The organism is Desulfobotulus mexicanus (genome assembly GCF_006175995.1).
Taxonomy (GTDB): Bacteria; Desulfobacterota; Desulfobacteria; order Desulfobacterales; family ASO4-4; genus Desulfobotulus; species Desulfobotulus mexicanus.
Genome location: NZ_VDMB01000004.1, coordinates 18,126 through 43,702, shown reverse-complemented (window position 1 = coordinate 43,702; position 25,577 = coordinate 18,126). Strand labels below are relative to the sequence as shown.

The window sequence follows — 25,577 nt, the reverse complement described above, 5'->3', positions numbered from 1 at the left end:
CGGACAGCTTTTATGCTGCACCATCATCCATTCACCAATCCCTGTATCCAATCATCCAGTAAAAGGGGTACGTTCATGCTTCATTCCCTGAAAACCAGAATATGCATCCTTATTGCTCTGGTGCTTACCCTTGTGGCTGTACCTGTTCTGTATTTTACCCATAAAGACGGTGTACAGGCCATGTCCGAAGCAGAGCAGCGCAGTGTGCAGAACGTTCTGGATCTGGCTGAGCTTAACATACGCAGCGGATACCGCAGTCTTCTCTACAGCAGGGTTGATGCTGTCAAGGCACACAGGCAGGCCCTGGAATCCATGGTTACTGTGGCCCGAAGTAGTTTTGATCTGATTTTTTCTCCTAAAGACATATCTCCTGATGATCTTAAAAAGAAACAAGACCTTGCCCTTGACTGGATCAGCGGCCTTGCTTCCCTGGATGGTACAGAATTTCTTGTTCTGAACAAGGAAGGTGTTCTCATTGCCCATCCGGATGCGGATATCCGTAACAGCAATCTGAATCAGATGGAGGATATCAAAGGATTTCCACTGGCCGATGCCGTAAATGATGAAGCCAGACGATTGGGAACAGCCAGCACCACTTTTTTCTGGACCTTTGGAAACGATGGAAAGGGCAGAAAAAAATTCGGCTGGTTTGTTCATTATCCTGACATGGACTGGGTGCTGGGAGCCGTGGCAGACATAGAAGCACTGGAACATGAGGGAGAACGTAAAAAAAAAGAAATGCTGGACAATCTTAAGTCCAACTTTGAAACAATCCGCATTGCAAGATCCGGTTCCCTGATTCTTTTTGACAGGAGTGGCGAAATACTTATCCCTTCAAAAAATGAAGATCCGGATCTGCTCACCATCCTTCACCCGGAAACCATGAGACCCGTTTTTAAAGAACTTCAGAATCTGGCTGCTTCCGGAAGCCGGGAATCCATCCGCATGGTTCTCCCGGATCTTAAAGGAGAAATGAGGGAGCGTGTCATTTTCTGCACCTACTTCAGAACCCTTGGGTGGTATGTGGCAGCCATTGCCTATAGCGATGAAATCCGTGCACCCGCCCAGGCTCTTGTGCAGCGTTTAAGTTTTATCATTGCAGGTCTTTTTCTGGTAAGCATGGCACTGGGTTTCTGGATATCTAATCGCATGACCCGTCCCCTCGATACCCTTGCAGCCTTTGCCAAAGCCCTGCCGGATTCGGATTTCACCTCAGATCAGGCCCTGTGCGGAGCCATTGAACATCTTCCTGGACGCCATCAGGATGAGGTGGGCCGCCTTGCAAAGGCCCTTATTTTCATGGAAGCCTCCCTGCGTGACAACATCCGCTGCCTTATGGAAACTACGGCTGCCAATGAACGGATGGAAGGTGAGCTCAGTGTTGCCAGAGAAATTCAGCTGGGTCTTCTGCCCAAAACTTTTCCACCTTTTCCGAATCATTCTGAATTTGATCTTTTTGCCAGCCTGGAACCGGCAAGAGAAGTGGGTGGAGATCTCTATGATTTCTTTTTCATGGATGAAAAACATTTCTGCTTTGCAGTGGGGGATGTTTCCGGCAAGGGTGTTCCCGCATCCCTGTTCATGGCCATCAGCAGAACCCTTCTCAGGTCAGCGGCAGCAAGGGAAAAGGACCCTGCCAGAATAATGACCACCATGAACAATGATCTTGCTTCCAGTAATCCCAACTCCATGTTCGTCACCCTCTTTATCGGCGTTCTGGATCTGGATACGGGGCTTCTTGTTTATGCCAATGGCGGACATAACCCGCCGGTAAAAATATCTTCAGGCAAACCTCCTGAGTTCATGACAGGCCGCAGTGGTCCCCTGGTGGGTGCTATGGAGGATATGCCCTACCATACCCTTGAAATTCAGCTTGAACCCGATGACACTCTTTTTGTTTATACAGACGGAGTCACCGAGGCCATGGATACGGAGCAGGTTCTCTACTCCGATCCCCGCCTCATCAGAACCCTTACGGGCCTTCAGGGACAAAGCCCGAAATATATCCTTGAGATTGTTGAAAATGATGTGGCAGCCCATGTGGGTACGGCAGAACCCTCCGATGACATCACCATGCTCTGTCTGCGTTATTCGGGAAGACATCCGGGCTGAGTATATTTTCATCATGAAACCAGGCTTGTCATAAAATGGATTCTGGTATATATTTTTTCGGTTTTGCGGACGAGTGGCAGCCCGCTATAAAAATTCTCCCTCCCCTGACTGTTGAATAAAGAGGTGGCCCATGCTTTCAATTACCCGAGAGTTCCGCTTTGAAGCGGCTCACCGTCTGGCCCTTGCCCACCTGACGGATGAAGAAAATACAGATATTTTTGGCCCCTGCGCCCGCATCCATGGTCACAGTTACCGGTTGCGGGTGACGCTTTCTGGTACAACAAATGCCTGCGGCTGGATTTTAAATTTTTCTGAACTGAAAAAAATCGTTTATCAGTATGTCCTTTCGGAATACGACCATGCCTGCCTGAACGAGCTGGATGACTACAGAAACGAAATTCCAACGGCGGAAAATATGGCAAAAACCATTTTCAACCGTTTACAGCCCCACCTGCAGGGCCCCAATTACCGCCTGCTGCGTATCTGTGTCCATGAAACCGAAAACGCCTGGGCCAGCTGGGAGGAAAGCCATGCTCTGTGTTCATGAGCTTTTTCATTCCATACAGGGAGAAGGCCCCTTTTCCGGAAGACCTGCTGTTTTTCTTAGACTTTCCGGATGTGTTAAGCCCTACTGCAGCTTCTGCGATACCAGCGAAGCTCTGGAAAAGGGAAAAGAATTTTCCGAAGAAAAAGTTCTGGATGAAATTCTTTCATACAAAACCTCCCTTGTGGTCATCACCGGTGGAGAACCCTTTCTACAGTGGCAGACAGGCCTGCAGGACCTTGAATCCAGCCTTATGGATCAAGGACTTGAAGTCCAGTATGAAAGCAGTGGCAGGGCCGGTATTCCTGAAAATGTTCAGGGAAAGGTAGTGCTTTCACCTAAACCCGGACAATGGCCATCACCTGAAATTTCCAAAAGGGCCTTTGCCCTGAAACCTCTCATGGAAGAAGACCCGGAACCGGTGCTTACTGCCATTCAGGAAACCGGCTTTCCTCCGGAAAAAATATGGCTGATGGCCTTGGGAGCCAGCCGGGAAGAGCAGCTTCAGCGTATGCCCCTGCTTTGGGAAACCTGCAGGAAGCATGGGTATCACTTCTGCCCCCGGCTGCATATTCTTGTCCATGACAGGAAAAAAGGTGTCTGATTAAATAAAGGAGTTTTCATGTCCGGCTGCACAGACTGTGTTCTTGTTCTTTCCGGTGGTATGGATTCCACCGTCCTTCTTTACGATTTGATTTCAAGGGGAAAAAAAACCGCTGCTTTAAGCTTTGATTACGGTTCCCGTCATAACCATAAAGAACTGCCTTTGGCAGCATCCACCTGTAGAAAACTGGGAATCTCTCACAAAATTGTATCTCTTGGTTTCATGGCTGAACTTTTTTCCTCTGCCCTCTTCCACACAGGCCCGCCTGTTCCTGAAGGCCCCTATAAAAGCGAAAACATGTCCCAGACCATTGTTCCCTTCCGCAATCCCATCATGATGAGCATTGCCGTTGGATATGCTGAATCCATTGGTGCTTCGGAAGTACTGCTGGCATCCCACAGCGGAGACCACGCCCTGTACCCTGACTGCCGCAAGGAATTCAATACGGCCTTTGATGAGGCCGTCCGTCTGGGCACCGATAACAAGGTGCGGCTCTCTTTTCCCTATGCGGATCTGGACAAAAAACAGATTGCGGATCTTGGCCGTTCACTGGATGTGGATTTTACCAGAACCTGGACCTGTTACAAGGGAGGAGCCCTTCACTGTGGCCGTTGCAGTGCCTGCATCGAACGCAGCCATGCCCTGAGGCATGAAGAAGGAATGGACCCCACCAGCTACGAAAATCCGGACAAATAAAATGGAAGATAAATATATCTCTGCCCTGCCCCTGGGCCGGACCGTGGAGTTCAGCCGCCAGTATGACCCCTCCCAGCTTTGCCCCGTACCACGAAGTCTTGCACGTCAGACACTGGGTATTTCTACTGAAAAGGGCCTGCCCTTTTATGGGGAAGACATCTGGAACTGCTGGGAGCTTTCATGGCTGGATGAAAACGGAAAGCCCCTGCTGGCTGTGGCGGAAATCCGTATTCCTGCAGACAGCCCTTTTCTTGTGGAATCCAAATCTTTAAAGCTCTACCTCAACAGCTTCAATATGACCCACATATCCGGTATCGAAGAGCTGAAAGCAAGCTTAATCCGTGATATCAGTGGCATCGTGCAGGCAAAAATTGGCCTTAGGCTCTACATGCCGGAAGATTTCTCATATCTCAGGCCGAAAGAACCGGAAGGGCTGTGCATAGACTCTCTGTCTTTTGATGCGGAAAAACCGGTACTTCCGGAAACAAAAAACAGTAAGGTTATTGTCTCAGAAAAACTATTTTCCAGGCTTCTGCGAAGCCACTGCCCTGTCACGGGTCAGCCGGACTGGGCAACGGTACACATTACCTATACGGGCCAGTCCATCTGCCATGAAAGTCTTCTGCGGTATGTTGTCAGCTTAAGGGAGCATACTGGTTTCCATGAATCCTGTGCAGAAACCATCTTCTGCTGCATCCTTGAAAGATGCAGACCGGAAAACCTCATGGTTTCAGCCAGATTTACCCGCAGGGGCGGTATTGACATCAATCCTTTCAGAAGCACCCATTCCTGCACCATGCCCAATGAAAGGGATTTCCGGCAGTAAATATAAAAATAAAGAGGATATAATCACATGAAGGTCGGCATTATCGGTCTGCCCCAGAGCGGCAAAAAAACCCTGTTTACCATACTCACTGGAACACAGATTCCTGAAGGCACCCAGCTTAGCAAGCCCATACCCGGAACAGCGGATATTCTGGATCCCCGCTTTGATAAACTGGTGGCCATGTATGAACCCAAAAAAGAGCAGCCTGCACGCATAGACTTTGTTCTTTTGCCAAAAATGGAAAAGGAAACCATTTCCAAAGGCAGTATTTTTCAGGATATTGCGGATATGGATGCCATCTGCCTTGTGATACGTGCCTTTGAGGATGAATCCATTTTCCATGTGGATGGCCATGTGGATGCTGTTCGGGATACGGAAATGGTCTGTTCGGAACTTCTCATTCACGATCAGATTTTTGTGGAAAAGCGACTGGAACGTCTGGAGCTCAGTCTCAAAAAAATTAAGGATGAGGATCAGAAAAAGGAATTTGCCCTGCTCCAGCGCATGCAGGCCCACCTTGAAGAAGAAAAACCCTTACGCCTTTTTGACATCAGTGATGAGGAAGAAGCCCTGATCCGCAGCTATCCCCTGATTACCCGCAAGCAGATGCTGGTGGTTCTCAATACCGGTGAAGATGCCATAGCAGACGGCAAAATCCCCGCCACCATAGAGGAGCGAAGCCAGAGGGATCATATGGCTGTCCTTCAGATATGCGCAGGCATGGAGTCAGAAATCGCCCTTCTGGAAGATGCAGGAGAAAAAGCAGCTTTTCTTGAGGATCTGGGCATAGCAGAGCCAGCCCTTGGTCTTTTAACCCGCACTGCCCTTGAAGCCCTCGGGCGTATCAGCTTTTTCACCGTGGGCAAAGATGAGGTGCGCCAATGGCTGGTACGCAGGGATGCACCTGCACCCAAAGCCGCCGGAGTCATCCATTCTGACCTGGAGCGTGGTTTTATCCGTGCGGAAGTTATCAAATACGATGAACTCATGGCTCTGGGCAGTGAGGCGGAAATTAAAAAAGCGGGGAAACTCTCTGTCAACGGCAAAGATTACAGGGTAGAAGACGGAGATATTCTTAATATCCGTTTCAAAGTCTAATAAAAACAAGGTCTGTCCCAGAGTCTGCCAGCGGGTACCCGTAAAGGGTGCCCCTGTAAAACAGGAGACGTAAAAACCATTCCCAGGGGCAGGTATTCAAGTCAGCACTTTTTCCTTTGAAGCATCCCTCATTGATTTAGATGGAACAGATTTTTAAAGTCATCATTTTTCAAAATACCATTCAGCCAATCCGCCATGTCCGGTGAGTCATAAAAGGGCTGATCCCTGAACCGGGCAAGAAACGGGTCATAGTAGCTTTTCTCAAAGCGCATGATGCGTTCCCCCATCACTTCCCTCACCCGTACACCCTCCGGCCTGTGAAAGCGCAGATGATCCGCATCCAGCATACCCATATCTGAAAAAGGCCTCACCTTGTGGGTGCAGCGACAGGGATTGGAGGCATCCACATGGCCGCAGATTCCCTTCATATAATGACTCACCCTATGCCGTCCTCTGGATAATTTTTTTCGGAAAGCTTCAGGGGAAATATCCATCAGCTCAGCACCAAAAGTCCGGACGATTTCCTCAGTGAAATGAATCTCCGTCATTCCATGAATCATTTTGAAAGGCAAATCCTTATCCGCACCCTCAAAGAACGCCAATGAGATAAAGGATATGCGGCAAAAGTTCTGGAGATACAGAGAAAAACCATTTTTTTCAAACTGTACCAACATGGTATTTCCTAAAAAAAGGCAATAAACCCTCCCATAATGGAGCGAAACCGCCACACAATTAAAAAAGCCTTGTTTTTAAACATTATTTTTACAGACAGAATAAACATATGTGGTGAATTCGCCCTGCCTGTACCCCAATACCCAAACATCCCAAGATCTCCCCCATAGCTTATTTCCATCGAAAAAGATAAAATCCATGAATGTGAGAAATAAGATTAAGAAATCTTTTCTTAATCATACGACCATTTAATACCGATTGAATATCAATCAATTACAAGATAGACAAAAGAAAGCCGCCTTTGTTGAGTTTATATAATAAACCTAAGCTACACATACCTTCCCAGGAAAAATGGTGCCATGGCACGCTTATGGCAATAATGACTATCAGACAAGATGCAGACTCAATCAGACCTGTCAGAAAATTCAGCTGACGATATTTTTCCCCACAGGGACCACCAAGGAGGAATAAATGAGCTCTTATCTGGTATCTTATAATAAAAAAATGCGCAGCCCCGAGCAGGCAGTAGCTGAAATCCGTTCCGGAGACTGGGTGGATTACGGTAATTTTGCCTGCGCTCCCCTGACACTGGATGCTGCCCTTGCAGCCCGGGTCCATGAACTGGAAGATGTTAAAGTCAGAGCCATGACTTTCCCGGGCCTTGCAGCCGTTGCCAAAGCAGACCCGTCAGCTACCCGTATTATTTATAATAACTGGCATTTTTCCGGAGGAGACAGAAAGCTCCACGATGCGGGCAATTGTTTTTATATACCCTTCCTTTTCCATGAAGGACCGGGACACTATGATGTCATTGATTCAGATGCCTTTCTTGTAGCCGTAGCACCCATGGATGAAAGGGGATATTTCAATTTCGGCACATCCAATTCCATACAGATGGCCGTTGCCAGAAAAGCAAAAAAAGTGATTGTGGAAGTAAACCGCAATATTCCCCAATGCTATGGCGGATTCAATGAGGGTATCCACATTGATGACGTAGATCTGATTGTGGAATCCGACCACAAACCCCTTTTCCAGCTCCCCTCCTCCACGCCTTCGGAAATTGATACCCGCATTGCAAGACTCATCATGGAAGAAATTCAGGATGGCTCCTGTATTCAGCTGGGTATAGGGGGTATGCCCAATGCTGTGGGTAAAATGATAGCAGAGTCTGATCTCAAGGATCTTGGAGTTCATACGGAAATGCTGGCAGACTCCTTTGTGGATATGTTTGAGGCCGGTCGCATCACCTGCAAATACACCAGATACTGCCCCGGCAAAATGGCCTATACCTTTGCCCTTGGCTCCCAGAAACTCTATGATTTTCTTGACAAAAACCCATTCTGTGCCAGCTATTCCGTGGATTTTGTCAACAAACCCTCAAATATTTCCATGAATGAAAACATGGTTGCCATCAACAATGCCGTGGAGGTGGATCTATTCGGGCAGATTTCCAGTGAGTCTTCAGGCCCCCGTCATATATCCGGTACCGGTGGTCAGTTTGACTATACCTTCGGTGCCTACCATGCCCCTGGCGGTAAAAGTTTTATCTGCCTTTCCTCCACCACAAAAGGAAAGGACGGAGAGCTGATTTCCCGCATCCGCCCCACCTTCACACCAGGTTCCATTATCACGGTTCCCCGTACTGTAACCCATTGGGTGGTCACGGAATACGGCAAGGTCAACCTGAAAGGTAAATCCACATGGGAGAGGGCAGAAGCACTTATTTCCATAGCACATCCGGATTTTCGTGACGAACTGGTAGAAGAAGCCCAAAAAATGGGAATATGGCGTGCTGGAGACCGAAAACATAAAATTCAAAGTCAGGGGCTTTTGCTCAAAACTGCCTAAAAAATAAGCGGATCTTATTTTAATTTAAAACCAGATTTTACCGGATATGTACACAGGCATTGCAAAAAACAACAAAACATGGTTTTAGAATTCAGTCATCGTTTGATCAGAAAATTCTTACCTCCCCCCGGAAAAAGTCTTTCGTATTAAGGAAGGGAGAGAATTATCAGCACCCGAAACAGAACCACAAATTTTTCTTATCCGGGCAGAAAAGTAAAACACCCGATTGCATCATCATAAGACTTTAATAATAATGATACCTGTCGTAAGGAATATAAATCTTTCACCAAAATCCCTAAAAGGAGACTCCAGATGGCCCAACTGATTGCCGACCGCCGCGATGTAGATTTTGTTCTTCATGAGCAGTTTGAAGTAGCAGAGCTTGCAAAAAACGAACTTTTTTCTGACTTTAACCGCAAAACCGTTGACCTCATTGTCACGGAAGCCAGAAACCTTGCCATCAAAGAAATCCTTCCCCTGCAAAAAATCAGCGACAGCCCCGGCTGTGTATTCGATGCAGGCGAGGTGAAAGTTCCCGAAGCCTACCATAAAGTCTACAAAACCTATTGCGATGGTCAGTGGCTGGCCATGAGTGATTCCCAGGAATGGGGGGGACAGGGAATGCCCACCTCCGTGGGCCTTGCAGCCAATGAGTATTTTTATGGTGCCTGCAACTCCTTTATGCTTTTCAACATGCTTACCCACGGTGCAGCCCGCATGATCGAAAGCTACGGCACAAAGGAGCAGAAGGATCAGGTTCTTAAAAACATGTATTCGGGCAAATGGGCAGGCACAATGCTTCTTACGGAACCCGAAGCCGGTTCCGACGTAGGCGCTCTTACCTCAGTAGCCAAACGCAATCCCGATGGCACTTATTCCATCACCGGCTCCAAAATCTTCATCTCCGGTGGAGAGCAGGACATGGTGGAAAATATCATTCATCCTACTCTGGCCCGCATAGAAGGCGCTCCCGCAGGCACCCGCGGTATCTCCCTTTTCCTTGTACCCAAATACCGTATAAACCCTGATGGCAGTCCGGGCGAATTCAACGACGTGGTATGCACCGGTATTGAACATAAAATGGGTCTGCACGGCAACGCCACCTGCTCCCTCACCCTGGGCGGCAAAGGCGAGTGCATCGGCACCCTCATCGGTGAAGAGAACAAGGGTATGGCCCACATGTTCCAGATGATGAACGAAGCCCGTCAGATGGTAGGCCTTCAGGGCTTTGCCAATGCCACGGCCTCCTATATGTATGCCCTGGATTATGCCCGTCAGCGCATACAGACCAAGCACATGACAGATCCTCCGGAAGCAGGCCCCGCCGCCATTATCCGCCACCCGGATGTACGCCGTCAGCTTATGATCATGAAAAGCATGGTAGATGGTATGCGCAGCCTGATCTATTTCAACGGCATGGTACAGGACAGGCATAAGCTCACCGACAGCCCCGAGGAAAAGGAGCGTCTCCGCAACCTTGAGGAAGTTCTCACCCCCATTATAAAAGGTTATATCACGGACAAGGCCTTTGAGGTCTGCTCCCACGGCGTACAGGTATATGGCGGCTATGGTTATATCGAAGAGTACCCTGTAGCCCAGCTTCTCCGGGACTGCCGCATATTCCAGATTTACGAAGGAACCAACGGCATCCAGTCCATAGACCTCATTGGTCGTAAAATGGGCATGAAAAAGGGCGCTGCATTTATGGCCTTCCTTGAAGAGATCCGTAAAACCATAGAACTTGCAAAGGGTGTTGAGGCCACAAAAGCACTGGCTGAAAACCTTGAAAAACTTTTCAATACCTATACAGAAACCGCTGCCATTCTGGGCAAAGCCGCAGGCAGTGACAAGGTACTGGATGCATTTGCCTTCAGTCACCCCTTCCTGGAGTCTACTGGAGATCTCTGCATGGCATGGATGCTCCTGTGGAGAGCTGCCATCGCTGCCCCTAAAATCGGACAGAAGAAAAAAGATGATGCCTTCTACAACGGACAGGTAACTACGGCCCGTTTCTTCATTAACACACAACTGCCCATCACCGCCGGCAGGCTCACCGCCATTCAGGTCATGGACGGCGCTGCCGTTGACATGGAAGATGCAGGATTCGGCGGCTAATACAAAAAAAAAGCCGGGACTTTACCCGGCTTTCATATCATGGCTTCCGACAACGCCCCCGCCGGAAGTCGTCTGCCGATGCATCTTCCCCGGTGCATCGGTATCTTTTTATAAAGCTCCTTCAGATTCCAGACAAAGCCATGTGAACGGCCTTTGCAATGTCTTTGCGTATAACGGGCTTCATTACGCAATCCACAATGCCGCTTTTACGGAGAACTTCCCTATCAAGGGCTTCACTGAAACCCGAGCAGAGAATCACGGGAAGACCTTTTCTTATTTTCTGTATTTCAGCAGCCAGAACCGTACCAGTCATTCCCGGCATGGTCTGATCCGTAATCAGAAGGTCGTAATTTTCAGGCATACGCCTGAATATATCCAGAGCTTCTATGCTGGACCAGCATCCTGTGACCTCATAACCCAGACCTGTCAGGGTATCCTGAAGCATCTCCACAATCAGAGTCTCATCATCCACCAGCAGCACATGCCCCTTGCCACCAATCACAGCTTCATGATCATCTGTGAAACGTACACCTTCATCCCTTGTGCCAACAGGCAGATACACAAGAAAAACAGTACCCTTTCCCGGTGTACTACGGACCTGAATATAGCCACCACATCCAGTTACAATACCATGAACCGTTGCCAGCCCCAGCCCTGTTCCCTTACCCTGTTCTTTAGTGGTGAAATAGGGATCAAAAATTCTCTCCATAGTGGCTGAATCAATACCAGATCCCGTATCCTGAACGGAAAGCAGCTGCCAGGCGCCCGCCCTGATACCCGGATGCAGGTCGGCCGGCCTGTCTTCTGTAAGATTCAGGGTATGCAGTTCCACCGTCAGAATGCCTCCGGCTTCCATGGCATGATAGGCGTTGGTACAAAGATTCATGACAACCTGATGAATCTGGGTAGGGTCCGCAAAAACTCTGGCATCACCACTTTCAATGTCATGGCGGATTTCAATGGTGGATGGAATGGAAGCCCGCAGAAGCTTCAAGGCTTCTTTCACAACAGATTGAACATAAACATTGCTGTGTTCCTTTTCATCGTTTCTGCGGCTGAAGGTAAGAATCTGCCAGACAAGTTCCCTTGCCCTGTGGGCGGCTGTCAGAATACTTCTCAAATATTTTTTTTCTATACGGTTCTGGGGAAGACTCTCCAGAGCCAGTTCAGTAAATCCGATAATGGGAAAGAGAATATTGTTAAAATCGTGGGCAATACCACCGGCAAGAGTACCAATGGCTTCCATTTTCTGGGCCTGCCGGAGCTGCCTTTCAAGGCTTCTCTCCAGACTCACATCCCGCTTTACGGCTACAAAATTAATAACACTGCCCGTATTGTCCAGAATGGGTGAAATACTCACCTCTTCATCGTAACAGGACCCGTCCTTTTTGCGATTGGTTATATAACCCTGCCAGACCTTTCCCGAAAGAAGGGTCTGCCACATTTCCTCATAAAAACTTTTCCCATGATACCCACTGCTCAGAATGGCAGGAGTTTTTCCCAGTACCTCATCTTTGTGCCAGCCTGTAATTCTTTCAAAGGCCGGATTAACATAGAGGATGCTGGCCTGCCTGTCCGTTACAACAATACTTTCCGCCACCTGCTCTATGGCTGCTGAAAGACGGATACGGTCCACCTCGGCCCGGATACGTTCTGTCACATCCGAAGCCACACCCGAAGCGCCCGTAACATTGCCTGAAGCATCCCAGAGAGGAACGCCTGACAGCTCAAAATACCTTCCCCGGATCTGTACAGTGATGGAAACACTTTCACCGCCCAGCACTTTTTCAATACTCCTGAGCATCAGGGGAACTCCGGCATATCGCTCCCTTGCCTGTACGCCCACCAGCCCTCCCTCGGGCATAACAACAGACTGAGTTCCCTTGCCTTCAAAAAAGGTTATTCGTCCTTCACCATCTATGGCCCATAATATCACGGGAAGACTGGCAAGAAGGCTGTGCAGGCGTCCCCTTGTTTCCAGAAGAGAACGCTCTCCTTTCACCTGTTCTGAAATATTGTCAAGACCCACAACAACCATGTCCAGAGAGCCATCCTCCAGCCAGAGGGATGCAGCATTAACCGACAGATATACACGCCTGCCATGGCCACCCTTTACTGCATGACAGATATTGGAAAGGGGCTTCCGGCTTTCTCTGGCCAGATAAAAGATGGTTTTTTCAACGGACAAGGGCTTTAAGTCATGATCAGTTACTTCCCAGACCTCGTCAAAAAGCGTCCGCTTCATAATGGAAGAAACTTCCATTCCAAGAATCTCTGCAACCTTCTGGTTTGCAAAAACAATGCGACCATCAGCATTGGCTGCAATAATGCCGGAAGGACTGGTTTCCACCACCTTGGACAGAAAAGAACGTTCCTTGCGCAACTGATTTTCCGCTTCACGGATATGATCCACGCCTCTGATAACGGAAAGAATATGGGGGCATCCATGGAGCAGAGTTCTGGAAGCCGACATCAGTGCATGAATTGTTCTGCCGTCCTTTATCCGGAAACGGGCTTCGAAATCCTCCACCATTCCTTCGCTGCGCATGCGCTCAAAAAAGCTATCCCGTTCCTCAGGATCAACCCACAAACGCAAATCCTCCGTGGTTCTTCCCCGCACTTCCTCGGCTTTAAACCCGCTCATCTTGACAAAACCATCATTCACGTCCACCAGCATATGATCCGAAAAACGTGTCATTACAAGGGCATCGGGTATGGTTTTAAAGGCGACACGGAAACGACTTTCACTTTCTTTTAAAGCATCCATGGCCAGCATCTTGCGGATGGCCAGGGAAAAAAGATCCGCCAGTTTTTCCATAACCCGCAGATCCGTATCCGTGTAGGGATGAGAGCCGTCTCCCAGGGTGATTTGTCCCACCAGCTGATCCCCTGCCATGGCAGGTACTGAAAGAAGATAGCTGACGGACATCTGCCCGTCACGGGTAGGAATGGAAAGGTTTCTGCCACCATCCACACTGGCATAAACAGGATGCCCATGACGCAGAACCTCCCCCCAGACACCTGAAAAATTCTCCAGCTCCAGGGGTTCCGCATGCAATACCCTGTGGTTATTCAGCTGACCGGAACCCACCGGACAAACCAGATGACCCGTAAGGGGATCAATATAGCCAGCATAGCCTACACGGCTGCCCGTAAGTTCATGGGCAGCTTCCAGTACATACAACGTGGCTTCCATCATATTTTCCGATAAAATCAGAGACCTTGAATAGCGTGCAAAAATTTCATCGATGCGGGATTTTCTTGACAGAGCAATCTCGGCATTTCTGCGGGCTTTCAGTTCACCCCTCATCCATATGGACTGCCAGACAAAATAAGCAATCATAATAAAAAAGAGGCCAAGGGATATCCCCGCCATAAGCAAGATATCTTCCCTGAATGCCTCTTTCATATGTTCACCCAGACGTAAAACCAAAACCACTGCGACCAGAACCATCAATAAAAAAGCCGCAGCCGGAACGCCCCAGACTTTTACATTCTTTCTCAGCCATGCCATCAAATCTTATCATCCTTCACAAAGGTCAAATCCATGTCAGGTCCCGAATTTTAGAAAAAATACAGAATTTTTTAACAAGGACCAGCATTAAACCCCGGCATAAAACCATTGATAAGGAACATACACGGAGATGAAAGTCAATCTTTCCTAAAAGAAAACAGATATTTTTCTTTTAAAACAAGAATCAGAATTCACTGTAGTGGAAAATTTCAAAATCCGAATCCACAAGTTCCACACCAGCAAATGAATCCGCCATGCGCATAAGATTATCCGCCATGGCATTCACATGGCCTGTCTCGTTACCCACCAGAGAAAAACCGATCTCTGCACGCTGGTAGATATCCTGGGAGGCAACTTCGGCAATGGCCGCATTAAAATGATTTTTAAGTTTTGACATAACAGGGCGGATAGCTCCCCGCTTTTCCTTGAGGGAACGGCATCCATGAATACGGAAAACCAGTACTCCCACAGCACAGACCATGCCCTTGCCCTTTGGCAGCCTTTGATTCTTCACTTCTCACCCCCGAATATCCATCAAAGCCATAAAACAAAAAAAGACCAGCCGAAGCTGATCTTTATCAGTATTTTTTATGGAGGCGGCACCCGGATTTGAACCGGGGAATAAAGGCTTTGCAGGCCTCTGCCTTACCACTTGGCTATGCCGCCATAAAATTTGGAGCGGGAAACGGGATTTGAACCCGCGACTTCAACCTTGGCAAGGTTGCACTCTACCACTGAGTTATTCCCGCTCAGTGAGAACGGGACTGTATTTAGGAAATCCCGGTCTGTATGTCAATTGAAAAAACGCTTTCCTTCCAAAAAAGAAAATCTTTTTCAAAAAATAAGCCTCCGGGCACGGACCACATAATCAACGCCGGACCATACGGTCAGCACCAAAGCCACCCACAGAACCCAGGTTCCTGCCACATGGAAATTCAACCCGAAATAAGGGTAATGGAGAAGAAGCGGGATCACTGCACCTATCTGAAAACCAGTTTTCCATTTGGCCACCGTTGTGGCAGCCACATCCGCACCACTGGAGGCAAGAATACTCCGAAGCCCTGTAATGGCAAGCTCCCTGCCTATAATCAGGCAGACAATCCAGCCTTCCACACGCCCCAGGCTCACCAGCATGATAAAAGCGCTGGATATAAGAAGTTTATCGGCAAGGGGGTCCATTATCTTACCAAACTGGGAAATCAGTCCCATACGGCGGGCCATAAAACCATCGAGAAAATCAGTAATGGCTGCAAGGGAAAAAACCAGTGCTGCAAAAAAAGCAGCCCAGCGGCTGGGACTAAGCATGAGAACCACAAGAAGAGGAACAGATGCTACCCTGTAAAGGGTCAGTGCGTTGGGATGGAGCAGGCGTGCCAGCCAGGGTTTATCTTCCAGTATCATAAGAAACAACCTTTGTAGTTCAATCGTTAGTATACTATGGGGCCAGTGGGGAAAGGAAACCTCTGCAGGCTTGACTTCTGCATCACTTGGTTACACAATCCTCTGTCTCTTTGCAAGCACAGGCAGGGGCTTTTTTCCTGCCTCCACTTTAATAAGAGGTAAAAGAGTAGAGACTACGGACTTATGAACAGTCACACGAAAAAATAATACCATAAAATCCGGTCAGAATATTATTCGCTTAAACAGGAGCAATGGTCAATGAAAACAGAAGATATCATCGCACTGGAAACCCGCCTGGCTTATCAGGAAAAACTGCTTCAGGAGCTCAGCGACGTGGTCTTTGGGCAGCAAAAAGAAATTGACCGTCTTCAGTATCTTTACAAAATGCTGGACCGTCGTTTACAATCTCTGGCAGACAATACCAATGAGGGTATACTCAATGAAAAACCACCCCATTATTAAGATAACGCATTCCAAAGAAGACATCTCATCTTCTGCACATTCTGTTACAAATATTCACAGATTCCAGACAGACATCCAAAGAACAAGACCTTATATATCCTGCAGACCAGCGGAGATGCTGTAGAGACCTTCCATTCTAAAAAGCGAGAATCATATCTCTTATGCGTAATTCCCTTTACATAAAGCAAAAGATTCCTTTTGCTACAACTTTTCTCATGATTTTTGCCCTGATCCTCCTCTTTCTCCCCCCTGTGCTGCAAGCCGGGACAGAGCCGGATCAGAATCATTCTTTCCACCTCGATGAACTATATACCATGGCTGTGCGGGAAGCCGACCGTATCCACATGGCAAAAGAATCCCTAAACATGGCAAGATCCGTACAGGATCAGGCCAGATCCGCCATTCGCCCCCATGTGGAAGCCTTTGCCGGCCACAGCTTTTATCCGGACCGAAGCCATATGGATCCTGACCGCCTGAATACCTTTGGGCTGCGCCTCGGGCAAAGCATTACCCTGAACGGGAAAGAATGGACTGCTCTCCAGATGAGTAAAAAAGCCATAGAACAATCCGGTCGGGATCTTCAGAGCATTACCACAGCCTATCTTCTGGAAGTGGGCAGCCGCTTTTATCAGATGATCCGTGCTGAAGAGGAAATCCGCATTGAGAAAGCTGAAATCCTCCGGCTTGAGCGCCATCTGGAGGAAGTCCGCACAAGGCTTCGCCTCAGCGATGCCACAAGACCGGATCTGCTGCGCACCCAGGCAGCCCTTTCCGGGGCGAAAAGCCGCCATAGTGCTGCCCGGGAAATTCTTGAGGACCAGCGGTCCATGCTAATAGCTCTGGTCAATCTTCCACCGGATTTTACCCTAATGCCACCTTCTGCAGCTCAGGCCTCCCGTCCCGAAGAAAGCCTTGCCAGCCTTATTCAGGAAGCTTTGGATGCAAGACCGGAAATACAGTCCCTGAAGCTCAGGCTGGAAATGGCCGAAGATAAAATCCAGATTGAAAAAGGCGGAATCTGGCCCACCCTTTCCTGGTCCGCCCGTTATCAGGATACCCGACCCTCCCCTTCCGAGCACAGTGATACAACATCCCTTTCCGTGGGTCTTGAGCTGGCGGTCCCCCTGTACACCGGCGGTCTTGTACCTGCCCGCATCCGGGAAGCCCAGGCAGAAAAACGCATGGCGGCTTTTCAGTACAATCAGATAGTGCGGGATATCACCCTGGAAGTCCGGCGGGCCTGGCACGGCCTTGAAAAAGCCTTGGGCAGCCTGCAGGCCCTGGAAGATCAGCTGCTCTTTGCCACGGAAAACTATCAGGCGGTGAGCCGCCAATTTGAGGTAGGCCTTGCCAATATTCTGGATCTTATGGATGCAAACAGCCTTATGTTAACAGCCCAAAGCAGCCTTGCCACAACCCGCCTAGACACCCATCTGGCCCGTCTGGCACTGGATCATGCCACTGGCAGACTGAAAAACACCAGAGAGAACAAGAAAACCCATAACCCTGAAACTGTGATGAGCCCATGAATATGCCCGAAGAAAAAACAACGTTCAAAAGCCCATGGTTCAGCAAAATACCCCTTCTGGTTCTTTTGCTGATGTTAATCCTTGTAATTACCATGGCCATGGCCGTGTCCCGCAAGGGGGAACGACTGGCCGAAGAGCGCAGTACGGCATCGGCTCAGGAAGAAACTGGAACCAATGTGGTTGTTCTCGTTCTTCACCCCTCTGAAATCAGCGACCGCATCAACCTTCCCGGCATAATAAGCCCCTGGGTGCGCCTCACCGTCAGTGCAGAAGTTGCAGGAAAAGTTGCCGACCGGCTGGCGGAGGAAGGCAGTCACATCAAAGCAGGAACAGCTTTGTACCGTCTGGATGAGCGGGATTATCGCAACAGCTACAATGCGGCCAAAGCCGCCTTTGAAACGGCCAGAGCATCCCACGGTCGTCTCAGGGAGCTGCACGATGAAAAACTGGCCAGCCGATCCCTTCTGGATACGGCTGTGGCGGAACTGGAACGGACCCGGTCTGCCATGGAAACGGCCAGACTTCAGCTGGATCGCTGCCTCATTGAAGCGGACATGGACGGCGTTCTAAACCGTATGCTCGCTGAACCGGGGCAATTTGTGTCTGTGGGCGATCCTGTGGCTGAAATCCTCAAGCTCAATCCCGTCAAAGTTACCGTCGGCATTCCCGAATCCGATATCCATGCCGTGCGCGGAGTGGATACTTTCAGCGTCCGCATCGATGCCCTGGGAGGCCAGACCTTCACTGGCACCCTGCACCGTTTTTCCCGATCCGCAGAGGGTATGGCAAGACTCTATGATATGGAAATCCGCATTGAAAATCCGGACGAAGTTATTCTTCCTGACATGTTTGCAAGGGTGGACATAGTCAAAAAAAGCAGTCCCATGGCCCTGACGCTGCCCATCTATGCTGTAATTTCATCGGGAAATACCCATTCCGTATTTGTGGATGACAAGGGCCGGGCCGAAAAGCGTGAGGTCACCTTAGGTGTACAGGAAGGATGGCAGGTGGAGATTCTTTCCGGCCTCACCAAAGGGGAAAGGGTGGTGGTGGTGGGCCAGAGGGATCTCAGAGACGGCCAGTCGCTCAGCATCATTAAAGAAATCCATGATACCGGGGAACTCTGATCCATGATCGTACCAAGAACTGCCGTCAAAAAACGCACCACAGTGATGGTTCTGATTTTTCTGCTGCTGATCGTAGGCAGCTACAGCTACAACACCCTGCCACGAGAAAGTACGCCGGATATTTCCATACCCTATGTCTTTGTTTCCACATCGTACAAGGGAGTTGCAGCCTCAGACATTGAAACCAGCATCACCATACCCATTGAAAAAAAGCTCCGGGGCATGAAAGGAGTCAAAAAGGTTACATCCATAAGCTCCGAGGGCCTCTCCCAGGTCAACATTGAATTCCTTCCCAATACGGATATCAATATTGCCCTGCAGGATGTACGCAACAAGGTGGATGAAGCCAAGGGCGAACTGCCAACAGACCTTGAGGATGATCCGGCTGTTTTTGAGGTGAATTTTTCGGAATTCCCCATAGTGGTTTTTTCCCTTTCCGGAACATCGGGGATTGCCCGCTTAAAGGAAATTGCCGATGACCTCAAAGATGCCATAGAAACCATACCCGGCATTCTTGAAGTGGAGATCACAGGCGGACTGGAACGGGAAATTGTCATTGAAATGGACCCGGACAAGCTGGCCTATTACCGCATACCCATCACCGCATTTCAAGATGCCGTTGCCAGAGAAAACATCAACACATCCGGCGGTGCCATTACCCTTGGGCATGGACGGTATCAGATCCAGGTTCCCGGAGAGTTCAGCACGCCCGAAGAAATTCTCATGCTGGTGGTAGCCACCCAGGAAAATCGTCCCATCTACCTGAAGGATGTCGCAAGGGTGCTGGATGATTTCAAAGAAGAGACCAGCCGTTCCCGCATTGACGGCAGACCTTCGGTGAACATATCCGTAAAAAAACGTTCCGGTGAAAACATTATCGGGATTACCGAAGAGATCGACCGGCTCATTGAAATAGAAAAGCGCTCATGGCCTGAAGGTACTGAAATCATCAAGACCATGGATGCAGCCAAGGATATCCGCTCCATGGTGGCGGATCTTGAAAATAACATCCTTTCAGGTCTGGTGCTGGTGGTGGTGATCCTTTTCTTTGCCCTTGGCGGACGAAATGCACTTCTCGTGGCCATGGCCGTACCCTTTTCCATGCTCATAACATTTAGCGTGCTGTATGCTCTGGGCATTACCCTGAACATGGTGGTACTTTTCAGCTTAACCCTTGCTCTGGGAATGATGGTGGACAACACCATTGTCATAATAGAAAACATCTACCGCTTCATGGAACAGGGCGTTCCCCGTTTTCAGGCCGCCATCCGTGCCAGTGCGGAAGTGGCCTGGCCCATCATCGGTGCCACCCTCACCACCCTTGCCGCCTTCATGCCCCTTCTTTTCTGGCCCGGCGTCATGGGCGAATTCATGAAATACCTCCCCCAGACCCTGATCATCACCCTTTCTTCCAGTCTTTTTGTGGCTCTGGTGATCAATCCGGCACTGGCATCCTTTTTCATGCGGGTAAAGGGAAAAAAAGAAAGCCCTGAAAACGGCAAACTCAATGGTGTATCAATCCCCGAAGGAGGCGAAGAACCCGTCCGCATCGAGGGTACCATTCTCAATACCTATCGGGGACTCATGGAAACGGCGCTGGATAACCGCATTATCATGATCATTACCGCCTTCATGGTGCTGGTCTTACTCTTCTTTTTCTGGCTGCTCCGGGTAGGCCTTGAAAGACCCGTGGAATTTTTCCCTTCGGTGGATCCCGGAAACATCTACGTCAATTTCCGTATGCCCGAAGGTGCGGATCTGGAATACATAGACCATGTGATAAAAAGGGCGGAAATGGCCATTGCCCGCAAAAAATTCAGCAGTGAGAAAAATCTTGAACCTATTACAGCTGAAAGCTATGCCAGCACCCTGAGCCCTGTCACCCATACCACCCGCACGGGAAAAACCTTTTCCGGTCCCAGCGATTTTGACAACATTGAGCACATCTACGCCAAGGCCGTATCCGGTCCCTCCCTGTCCATGTTCGGCGGCACCAGCCCTAATCACATAGGCATTCAGTTCATTGATCTGGAGGAGCGGAAAACCCCAACACCTGAAACCATGGAAGCCATACGACAGCGCCTGCAGCACATTCCCGGTGCTTACATCACCGTACAGGAACAGGATGAAGGCCCGCCCACGGGTCCACCCATCAATATTGAAATAACCGGAGATGATTTCAGGATGCTGGGTTCCCTTGCCCGTCAGGTGGAAGATCTCATCAGAAAAGTACCCCATGTGCGGGATGTGGAAAACGACTACATCGAATCCATTCCATCCATAGAAGTCCGTATAGACAGGCAGAAGGCCGCCCTTTTCGGTCTTTCCACAGCATCCATCGGGTCCGCCCTTAAAACCGCCTACAACGGTATGGAAGTATCCACCTATCGCGAAGGGGATGAAGATTTCGACATCACCGTACGTCTGCCCGAACAGGACAGAAAGGGCAGCGAGGTTTTAAAGAAACTTATGATATCAGCCCCGTCCGGTCAGCTGGTTCCACTGAGCACACTGGCAGAATTCAGCTATTCCGGCACTATGGGCAATATTGTACGCATCAACCACGAGCGTGTGGTGACGGTGAAGGCAGAGGTGGACGAAAGCAGAATGCCCGGTGCCACTGCACGACTCTATGCGGAAAAACTGATGAAAGAAGTTCCCATGCCCCATGGCTACAGCTACAGATTCACAGGCGAGGAGGAAGAGCAGCAGGAATCCCAGGAATTTCTTTCCAAGGCCTTTCTGGCAGCCCTGCTCTTTATTTTCCTGATCCTTGTCAGCCTTTTCAATTCCGTCACCCAGCCGCTAATAATAATGACCTCGGTTATTCTTTCCTTAGGCGGTGTTTTTCTGGGGCTTACGGTTTTAAATCTTCCCTTCGGGATTATTATGAGTGGTGTGGGGGTTATATCTCTGGCAGGGGTGGTGGTGAATAACGCCATTGTCCTCATAGACTACATCAACCGGCTCAAGGAAAAGGGCTATGCCATCCGGGAAGCGGTCATTGCCGGTGGTGCCACCCGTCTGCGACCCGTGCTGCTGACGGCCATCACCACCTCTTTAGGATTGATTCCCATGGTAACGGGCATATCCTACGACTTCAGAAACTTAAGCCTCTCCCTTGTCAGCGAATCCTCCCAGTGGTGGAGGTCCATGGCCATAGTGGTTATATTTGGCCTGTTGGTATCCACCTTCCTCACTCTGGTTGTGGTGCCTGTTCTATATTCCCTGATCCACAGTATTCAGGATAAATGGAAGCAGGTTGTGGAAAAATACACCTGATGAAGCCAGGTTCTATGCCCTGAGGCTTCCTGCCTCAGGAAATAGAACCACAATGAAAATTATTGAGCTGATTAAAGGCAGGCAGGCCGCCCGAACGGCGAACCGCCACAATTTGCATCCATGCCAGCTTCCTTCATCTACTGCATTATATTCGGCCATGGCAGTATATCAGAAAAAAACACGACCACTGCTGCAATCCCTGAGCTTTTGACGCAGGATATCCTCTTTTTCTTCCGGGATACGCAGGGTCATCCGGACCTCTTCACCATAGGCTTCATCGCTGATGATAATTTTTTCAGATGCAAGGCAGCCAGAAACGGCACCCTGCAGGGTATAGGGAAAAACAATTTCAACTTCTTTTTCTTCGATGAAGGCAGCCAATTCCGCCTTTTCCAGCACAGCCATGGCCGCATCCGCATAGGCTTTGACCAAACCACCCGTTCCAAGCTTTATGCCTCCGAAATAACGCACAACCACCAGCAGAATATTCACAAGTCCCCTGCCCTCCACAAGGGCCATTACAGGTCTTCCCGCCGTTCCGGACGGCTCCCCGTCATCGGACATTCCCCGCATCAGAGGCTCCCTTTGGCCAAGCACAAAGGCATGCACCACATGGGCGGCGTTTTTATGTGCAGCCTTCATGGCTCTGATCTGCTCCCTTACCTCATCTTCTTTCTTGCAGGGAAAAAGAAAGGAAAGAAAACGGGATTTTCTGACTTCCGTTTCCGCTTCCGCTTTTCTCAGCGGATAAAACAAGGGGGACATACGCATACCCTTCCCAACAAAAATCTTAAGCATGGCAACATGGTCAGATATCCGCTATCTCCTTTACGGCAGATGTTCAGCCTTCCCACGCTCCATAAGTCAACGCATATCCAGAGCTTTTCTGACGGCATCACTTAAGGCTGCCAGCACATAAGGCTTTTGAAGAAATATCATATCCTTATCCAGCACTCCATAACGGGCAATGATATTGGCCGTATATCCTGAAGTAAAAATAGTACGCAGCTCCGGAAATTTATTTTTTTTCAACTCTTCCGCCATATCCCGACCATTCATACCCGGCATAATAACATCACTAATGAGCAGGTGGACTTCACCGTCATAGTATTGCATTTTCTCTAAGGCTTCCATGGGATTTGAAAATGCCAGCACCCCGTAGCCCAGCTTTTCCAGCATGCTTTTGACCAGCTTCAGAATGGCCTCTTCATCCTCCACAAGGAGAATCTTTTCATCGCCCCCCTTAATGGATTCGGAAACACTTACATCCTCAGGTTCTTGCCCTTCTTTTACGGATTCAGGGAAAAAAACGGTAAAAGTGCTCCCTGATCCAGGTTCGCTGTACACACTTATAAAACCTCCATTCTGCCTGACAATTCCATAAATTGTCGCCAGCCCCAGACCTGTGCCTTCTCCAGTGGGCTTTGTAGTAAAAAAAGGCTCAAAAATCTTCTCAAGAATTTCCTTATCCATACCACAGCCATTGTCACTGACGGATAACTTGACAAATCTTCCGGGAACTGATTCCGGAATTATAGCGCAATACCTTTCATCCAGATTTACATTTTCCGTCTCAATGGTCAGAGTGCCCACACCGGAAATGGCATCCCTTGCATTGATGCAGAGATTGGCAAGAATCTGATCCAGCTGAGAAGGATCCATCTGAACGGGCCAAAGATTTTTCCCGGGCCGCCATACCAGCTGAATATCCTCTCCGATGAGGCGTCTCATCATCTGCAACATACCTTCAAGGGCCTTATTCAAATTCAGAACTTCAGGAGAGATCACCTCTTTTCTGGCAAAGGCAAGCAGCTGCCGGGTGAGATTGGCAGAACGTGTTGCTGCTGCATATATTTCTTTCAGCTCCAATGAAACTGGCTTCTTATCTTTATCTTTAGCCATGGCAATTTCAGCATAACCCATTATAATGCTAAGCATATTATTAAAATCATGGGCAACACCACCTGCAAGGCGGCCCACAGATTCCATTTTTTGTATCTGCCGCACCTGTGCTTCAAGTCTTTTATTTTCTTTCTCTGCATACAAGCGCTCAGAAATATCCTCAAAAATTCCAACGCCCCCATGAAGATTACCATTTTTAAAAGCTGGAGCAAAAAAACCATGTACGGGAATCGTTTTATTACCTGTAACTGAAGTATAAACTCCCTCATAGATTCCCTTTTCACCTGAAAGGGCTTTTTTTACGGCAGAAACCAGTCCAGAATCCGGCAGGTCCAGCATATTCAGTCCCACCAGATGATGGTATGAAGACCCCAGCAACTGCAAAGTGGAATCATTACATTCCACAATCTTGCCCTTCTCATCAAAATAGAGCAGCCCCATGGGAGAATTATCAAATATCAGTTGATAGCGCCCCTCGGTTTCTTTCAGAATATTTTTTGTTTCCTGCATTTCATAAAAAACGTCATTCATACTGATGGCCATCTCATTAAACTCAGAATAATCAAAACGATCCTCAACCATGGGAGTGCGTTCAGCAGCAGATCTTTTGAGAAGAGACTTAAAACCTTGAAAATCGTCATTGATACGACTCAGAAAATTACGTATCCAGATAAAAACAAGGAAAAATACAAAAATCAGAAAACCAACAGACAGGCCAGCCTTCTGAAATAGCTCCTTCTGTAGCATCTGATGTCTTGTTACCAACTTTTCTTCTATGGAATCAAGGTATACGCCTGCACCGATAATCCAGCTCCATTCAGGAATTTCAGTCACAAAGGAGACTTTAGGTGAAGGCAGAGAATTCTCTGGCTTTGGCCATGAATAGTTAACGAATCCCGAACCATTTTCTGCAATAATATCATTGTATTTTTGAATAATGGGGATACCGTAAGGATCTGTAAGACCAATTATATTTCCCCCTCCACGGGTCAGCTCTCCATTGGTAAAGAGAGGGTAACCACCTTTTATACTTCCAAAAAAATAACCTTCTTCGTCAAGCTGCAGGGGAACAATATACTCCAGGACTTCATTCTGCAGCTTGTCCGTTACATCATCAAGGTAAGATCCGGTACCGATAACCCAACCCAGGGGCTCAAAATATTTTACATAAGCTGTTTTAAGGTAATCGTTGCCTTCTTTCCGGGGCTTTGTCCATCTATAGGTATAAAAGCCTTCATCTTTTTCACCTACTATTTCCAGCATGTCCCGCACAACATATTCTCCGCTACCGCCCTGAACGGAAAGCATATTATTCCCTTTCATTTCGGGCCTGTCTGGAAAGAGAATATCGGTGCCTTCCATGGAAAAAATAAAATAATATCCAATACCGTTATCAAAACGAATAACCCTTAAAGCTTCACTTATTATTTCAGCAATCTGATCTTCCTCAAGATGTCCCCTTAATATATTGAAAAGATGACTTGCAAGGGCATGTGCTTCATGCACCCTGCTTTCAATATTGTTTTTCAGTATTCTGTCCGTCTGCTGAATCCGGTAATTGATAAAGGTGGAAATGGCCAGCACATCTCTTTGCAACATGGATTTCTGAGAAACGATAAAATCATTTCTGCTGTCTTCGGCATTCTTTAAAAACGCCTTGTATTCAAGGGAGAGCCAGAGAACAGAAAGAATAATAATTGAAGAAACCATTATGAACATCATGCTTGCCAAAAGAGTATACCGGATACTTTTTCTATCCATCTGAGACATTTCCTTAAAATAGTACGGATATAGGTATATCAAAAATTGCAATGCCTTCTGTGACCACACCTCCTTGGGAGAGGG

General features: G+C 48.4%; 18 protein-coding genes and 2 tRNA genes. 12 read left to right on the top strand and 8 right to left on the bottom strand.

Annotated elements, in window-relative coordinates; translation table 11 throughout:
* Positions 1-75: 75 nt before the first annotated feature.
* The 6 genes from FIM25_RS04555 to FIM25_RS04530 all read left to right on the top strand — a co-directional run bounded on the left by FIM25_RS04555 (position 76) and on the right by FIM25_RS04530 (position 5,880).
* Entirely contained in the window at positions 76-2,112 is a 2,037-nt protein-coding gene (locus tag FIM25_RS04555; RefSeq protein ID WP_179953162.1) for a SpoIIE family protein phosphatase, read from the top strand.
* Between the two features lie 130 nt (positions 2,113-2,242).
* Positions 2,243-2,659 carry a 6-pyruvoyl trahydropterin synthase family protein gene (locus FIM25_RS04550; protein ID WP_139446777.1) on the top strand — a complete coding sequence of 139 codons (417 nt, stop codon included), beginning with the start codon at positions 2,243-2,245 and terminating at the stop codon, positions 2,657-2,659.
* Positions 2,643-3,260, top strand: coding sequence for a 7-carboxy-7-deazaguanine synthase QueE (locus FIM25_RS04545; RefSeq protein WP_179953161.1), 618 nt, complete (start codon positions 2,643-2,645; stop codon positions 3,258-3,260). Before FIM25_RS04550 ends, FIM25_RS04545 begins: the two co-directional genes overlap by 17 nt.
* A gap of 18 nt (positions 3,261-3,278) precedes the next feature.
* Positions 3,279-3,956, top strand: a complete 678-nt coding sequence (queC, locus tag FIM25_RS04540; protein ID WP_139446774.1) for a 7-cyano-7-deazaguanine synthase QueC — start codon at positions 3,279-3,281, stop codon at positions 3,954-3,956.
* A gap of 1 nt (position 3,957) precedes the next feature.
* Complete coding sequence (gene queF, locus FIM25_RS04535; protein ID WP_139446772.1) at positions 3,958-4,782, top strand: NADPH-dependent 7-cyano-7-deazaguanine reductase QueF; 825 nt, start codon at positions 3,958-3,960, stop codon at positions 4,780-4,782.
* Between the two features lie 27 nt (positions 4,783-4,809).
* Entirely contained in the window at positions 4,810-5,880 is a 1,071-nt protein-coding gene (locus FIM25_RS04530; RefSeq protein ID WP_139446771.1) for a DUF933 domain-containing protein, read from the top strand.
* Between the two features lie 128 nt (positions 5,881-6,008).
* Here the strand turns inward: FIM25_RS04530 and FIM25_RS04525 are convergent, their stop codons facing one another.
* Complete coding sequence (locus FIM25_RS04525) at positions 6,009-6,440, bottom strand: hypothetical protein (protein WP_179953160.1); 432 nt, start codon at positions 6,438-6,440, stop codon at positions 6,009-6,011.
* Between the two features lie 583 nt (positions 6,441-7,023).
* Here FIM25_RS04525 and FIM25_RS04520 point away from each other — a divergent pair.
* Entirely contained in the window at positions 7,024-8,400 is a 1,377-nt protein-coding gene (locus FIM25_RS04520; RefSeq protein ID WP_139446768.1) for an acetyl-CoA hydrolase/transferase family protein, read from the top strand.
* 312 nt (positions 8,401-8,712) lie between these two features.
* The gene (locus tag FIM25_RS04515) at positions 8,713-10,515 is read left to right on the top strand and encodes an acyl-CoA dehydrogenase (protein ID WP_139446767.1); all 1,803 of its coding nucleotides are present in this window, start codon (positions 8,713-8,715) and stop codon (positions 10,513-10,515) included.
* Positions 10,516-10,636: 121 nt separating this feature from the next.
* Here FIM25_RS04515 and FIM25_RS04510 read toward each other — a convergent pair whose 3' ends face one another.
* From FIM25_RS04510 to pgsA, 5 genes are all read right to left on the bottom strand, one after another.
* The gene (locus FIM25_RS04510; protein ID WP_139446765.1) at positions 10,637-14,029 is read right to left on the bottom strand and encodes a PAS domain S-box protein; all 3,393 of its coding nucleotides are present in this window, start codon (positions 14,027-14,029) and stop codon (positions 10,637-10,639) included.
* Positions 14,030-14,213: 184 nt separating this feature from the next.
* Positions 14,214-14,543 (bottom strand): DUF503 domain-containing protein, encoded by a 330-nt coding sequence (locus tag FIM25_RS04505; RefSeq protein ID WP_139446763.1) that lies wholly within the window; start codon positions 14,541-14,543, stop codon positions 14,214-14,216.
* Between the two features lie 77 nt (positions 14,544-14,620).
* Positions 14,621-14,695, bottom strand: a tRNA-Cys gene (locus FIM25_RS04500).
* A gap of 8 nt (positions 14,696-14,703) precedes the next feature.
* Positions 14,704-14,778 (bottom strand) — tRNA-Gly (locus tag FIM25_RS04495).
* An 85-nt stretch (positions 14,779-14,863) separates the two neighbouring features.
* Positions 14,864-15,430, bottom strand: coding sequence for a CDP-diacylglycerol--glycerol-3-phosphate 3-phosphatidyltransferase (gene pgsA / locus FIM25_RS04490; RefSeq protein WP_139446761.1), 567 nt, complete (start codon positions 15,428-15,430; stop codon positions 14,864-14,866).
* A 258-nt stretch (positions 15,431-15,688) separates the two neighbouring features.
* Here pgsA and FIM25_RS04485 point away from each other — a divergent pair, with 258 nt between their 5' ends.
* The 4 genes from FIM25_RS04485 to FIM25_RS04470 all read left to right on the top strand — a co-directional run bounded on the left by FIM25_RS04485 (position 15,689) and on the right by FIM25_RS04470 (position 21,830).
* Positions 15,689-15,892 (top strand): SlyX family protein, encoded by a 204-nt coding sequence (locus tag FIM25_RS04485; protein WP_139446759.1) that lies wholly within the window; start codon positions 15,689-15,691, stop codon positions 15,890-15,892.
* A gap of 161 nt (positions 15,893-16,053) precedes the next feature.
* The gene (locus FIM25_RS04480) at positions 16,054-17,421 is read left to right on the top strand and encodes a TolC family protein (RefSeq protein ID WP_139446758.1); all 1,368 of its coding nucleotides are present in this window, start codon (positions 16,054-16,056) and stop codon (positions 17,419-17,421) included.
* 2 nt (positions 17,422-17,423) lie between these two features.
* On the top strand, positions 17,424-18,548 hold the full coding sequence (locus FIM25_RS04475; protein ID WP_179953159.1) for an efflux RND transporter periplasmic adaptor subunit: 1,125 nt from the start codon (positions 17,424-17,426) through the stop codon (positions 18,546-18,548).
* A gap of 3 nt (positions 18,549-18,551) precedes the next feature.
* Complete coding sequence (locus FIM25_RS04470) at positions 18,552-21,830, top strand: efflux RND transporter permease subunit (protein ID WP_139446753.1); 3,279 nt, start codon at positions 18,552-18,554, stop codon at positions 21,828-21,830.
* Between the two features lie 168 nt (positions 21,831-21,998).
* Here FIM25_RS04470 and FIM25_RS04465 read toward each other — a convergent pair whose 3' ends face one another.
* Both FIM25_RS04465 and FIM25_RS04460 read right to left on the bottom strand, forming a co-directional pair.
* Entirely contained in the window at positions 21,999-22,595 is a 597-nt protein-coding gene (locus FIM25_RS04465) for a YigZ family protein (RefSeq protein ID WP_179953158.1), read from the bottom strand.
* Positions 22,596-22,694: 99 nt separating this feature from the next.
* Positions 22,695-25,493 (bottom strand): cache domain-containing protein, encoded by a 2,799-nt coding sequence (locus tag FIM25_RS04460; protein ID WP_179953157.1) that lies wholly within the window; start codon positions 25,491-25,493, stop codon positions 22,695-22,697.
* Positions 25,494-25,577 lie beyond the last annotated feature (84 nt).

What these genes read in the sequence shown, in the direction of transcription:
- FIM25_RS04520 (WP_139446768.1), top strand. Translation starts at nt 7,024, where the DNA reads ATGAGCTCTTATCTGGTATCTTATAATAAAAAAATGCGCAGCCCCGAG.
- pgsA (WP_139446761.1), bottom strand. Translation starts at nt 15,430, where the DNA reads ATGATACTGGAAGATAAACCCTGGCTGGCACGCCTGCTCCATCCCAAC.
- queC (WP_139446774.1), top strand. Translation starts at nt 3,279, where the DNA reads ATGTCCGGCTGCACAGACTGTGTTCTTGTTCTTTCCGGTGGTATGGAT.
- FIM25_RS04485 (WP_139446759.1), top strand. Translation starts at nt 15,689, where the DNA reads ATGAAAACAGAAGATATCATCGCACTGGAAACCCGCCTGGCTTATCAG.
- FIM25_RS04530 (WP_139446771.1), top strand. Translation starts at nt 4,810, where the DNA reads ATGAAGGTCGGCATTATCGGTCTGCCCCAGAGCGGCAAAAAAACCCTG.
- FIM25_RS04555 (WP_179953162.1), top strand. Translation starts at nt 76, where the DNA reads ATGCTTCATTCCCTGAAAACCAGAATATGCATCCTTATTGCTCTGGTG.
- FIM25_RS04475 (WP_179953159.1), top strand. Translation starts at nt 17,424, where the DNA reads ATGCCCGAAGAAAAAACAACGTTCAAAAGCCCATGGTTCAGCAAAATA.
- FIM25_RS04470 (WP_139446753.1), top strand. Translation starts at nt 18,552, where the DNA reads ATGATCGTACCAAGAACTGCCGTCAAAAAACGCACCACAGTGATGGTT.
- queF (WP_139446772.1), top strand. Translation starts at nt 3,958, where the DNA reads ATGGAAGATAAATATATCTCTGCCCTGCCCCTGGGCCGGACCGTGGAG.
- FIM25_RS04550 (WP_139446777.1), top strand. Translation starts at nt 2,243, where the DNA reads ATGCTTTCAATTACCCGAGAGTTCCGCTTTGAAGCGGCTCACCGTCTG.
- FIM25_RS04460 (WP_179953157.1), bottom strand. Translation starts at nt 25,493, where the DNA reads ATGGATAGAAAAAGTATCCGGTATACTCTTTTGGCAAGCATGATGTTC.
- FIM25_RS04515 (WP_139446767.1), top strand. Translation starts at nt 8,713, where the DNA reads ATGGCCCAACTGATTGCCGACCGCCGCGATGTAGATTTTGTTCTTCAT.
- FIM25_RS04510 (WP_139446765.1), bottom strand. Translation starts at nt 14,029, where the DNA reads ATGGCATGGCTGAGAAAGAATGTAAAAGTCTGGGGCGTTCCGGCTGCG.
- FIM25_RS04480 (WP_139446758.1), top strand. Translation starts at nt 16,054, where the DNA reads ATGCGTAATTCCCTTTACATAAAGCAAAAGATTCCTTTTGCTACAACT.
- FIM25_RS04545 (WP_179953161.1), top strand. Translation starts at nt 2,643, where the DNA reads ATGCTCTGTGTTCATGAGCTTTTTCATTCCATACAGGGAGAAGGCCCC.
- FIM25_RS04525 (WP_179953160.1), bottom strand. Translation starts at nt 6,440, where the DNA reads ATGATTCATGGAATGACGGAGATTCATTTCACTGAGGAAATCGTCCGG.
- FIM25_RS04465 (WP_179953158.1), bottom strand. Translation starts at nt 22,595, where the DNA reads ATGTCCCCCTTGTTTTATCCGCTGAGAAAAGCGGAAGCGGAAACGGAA.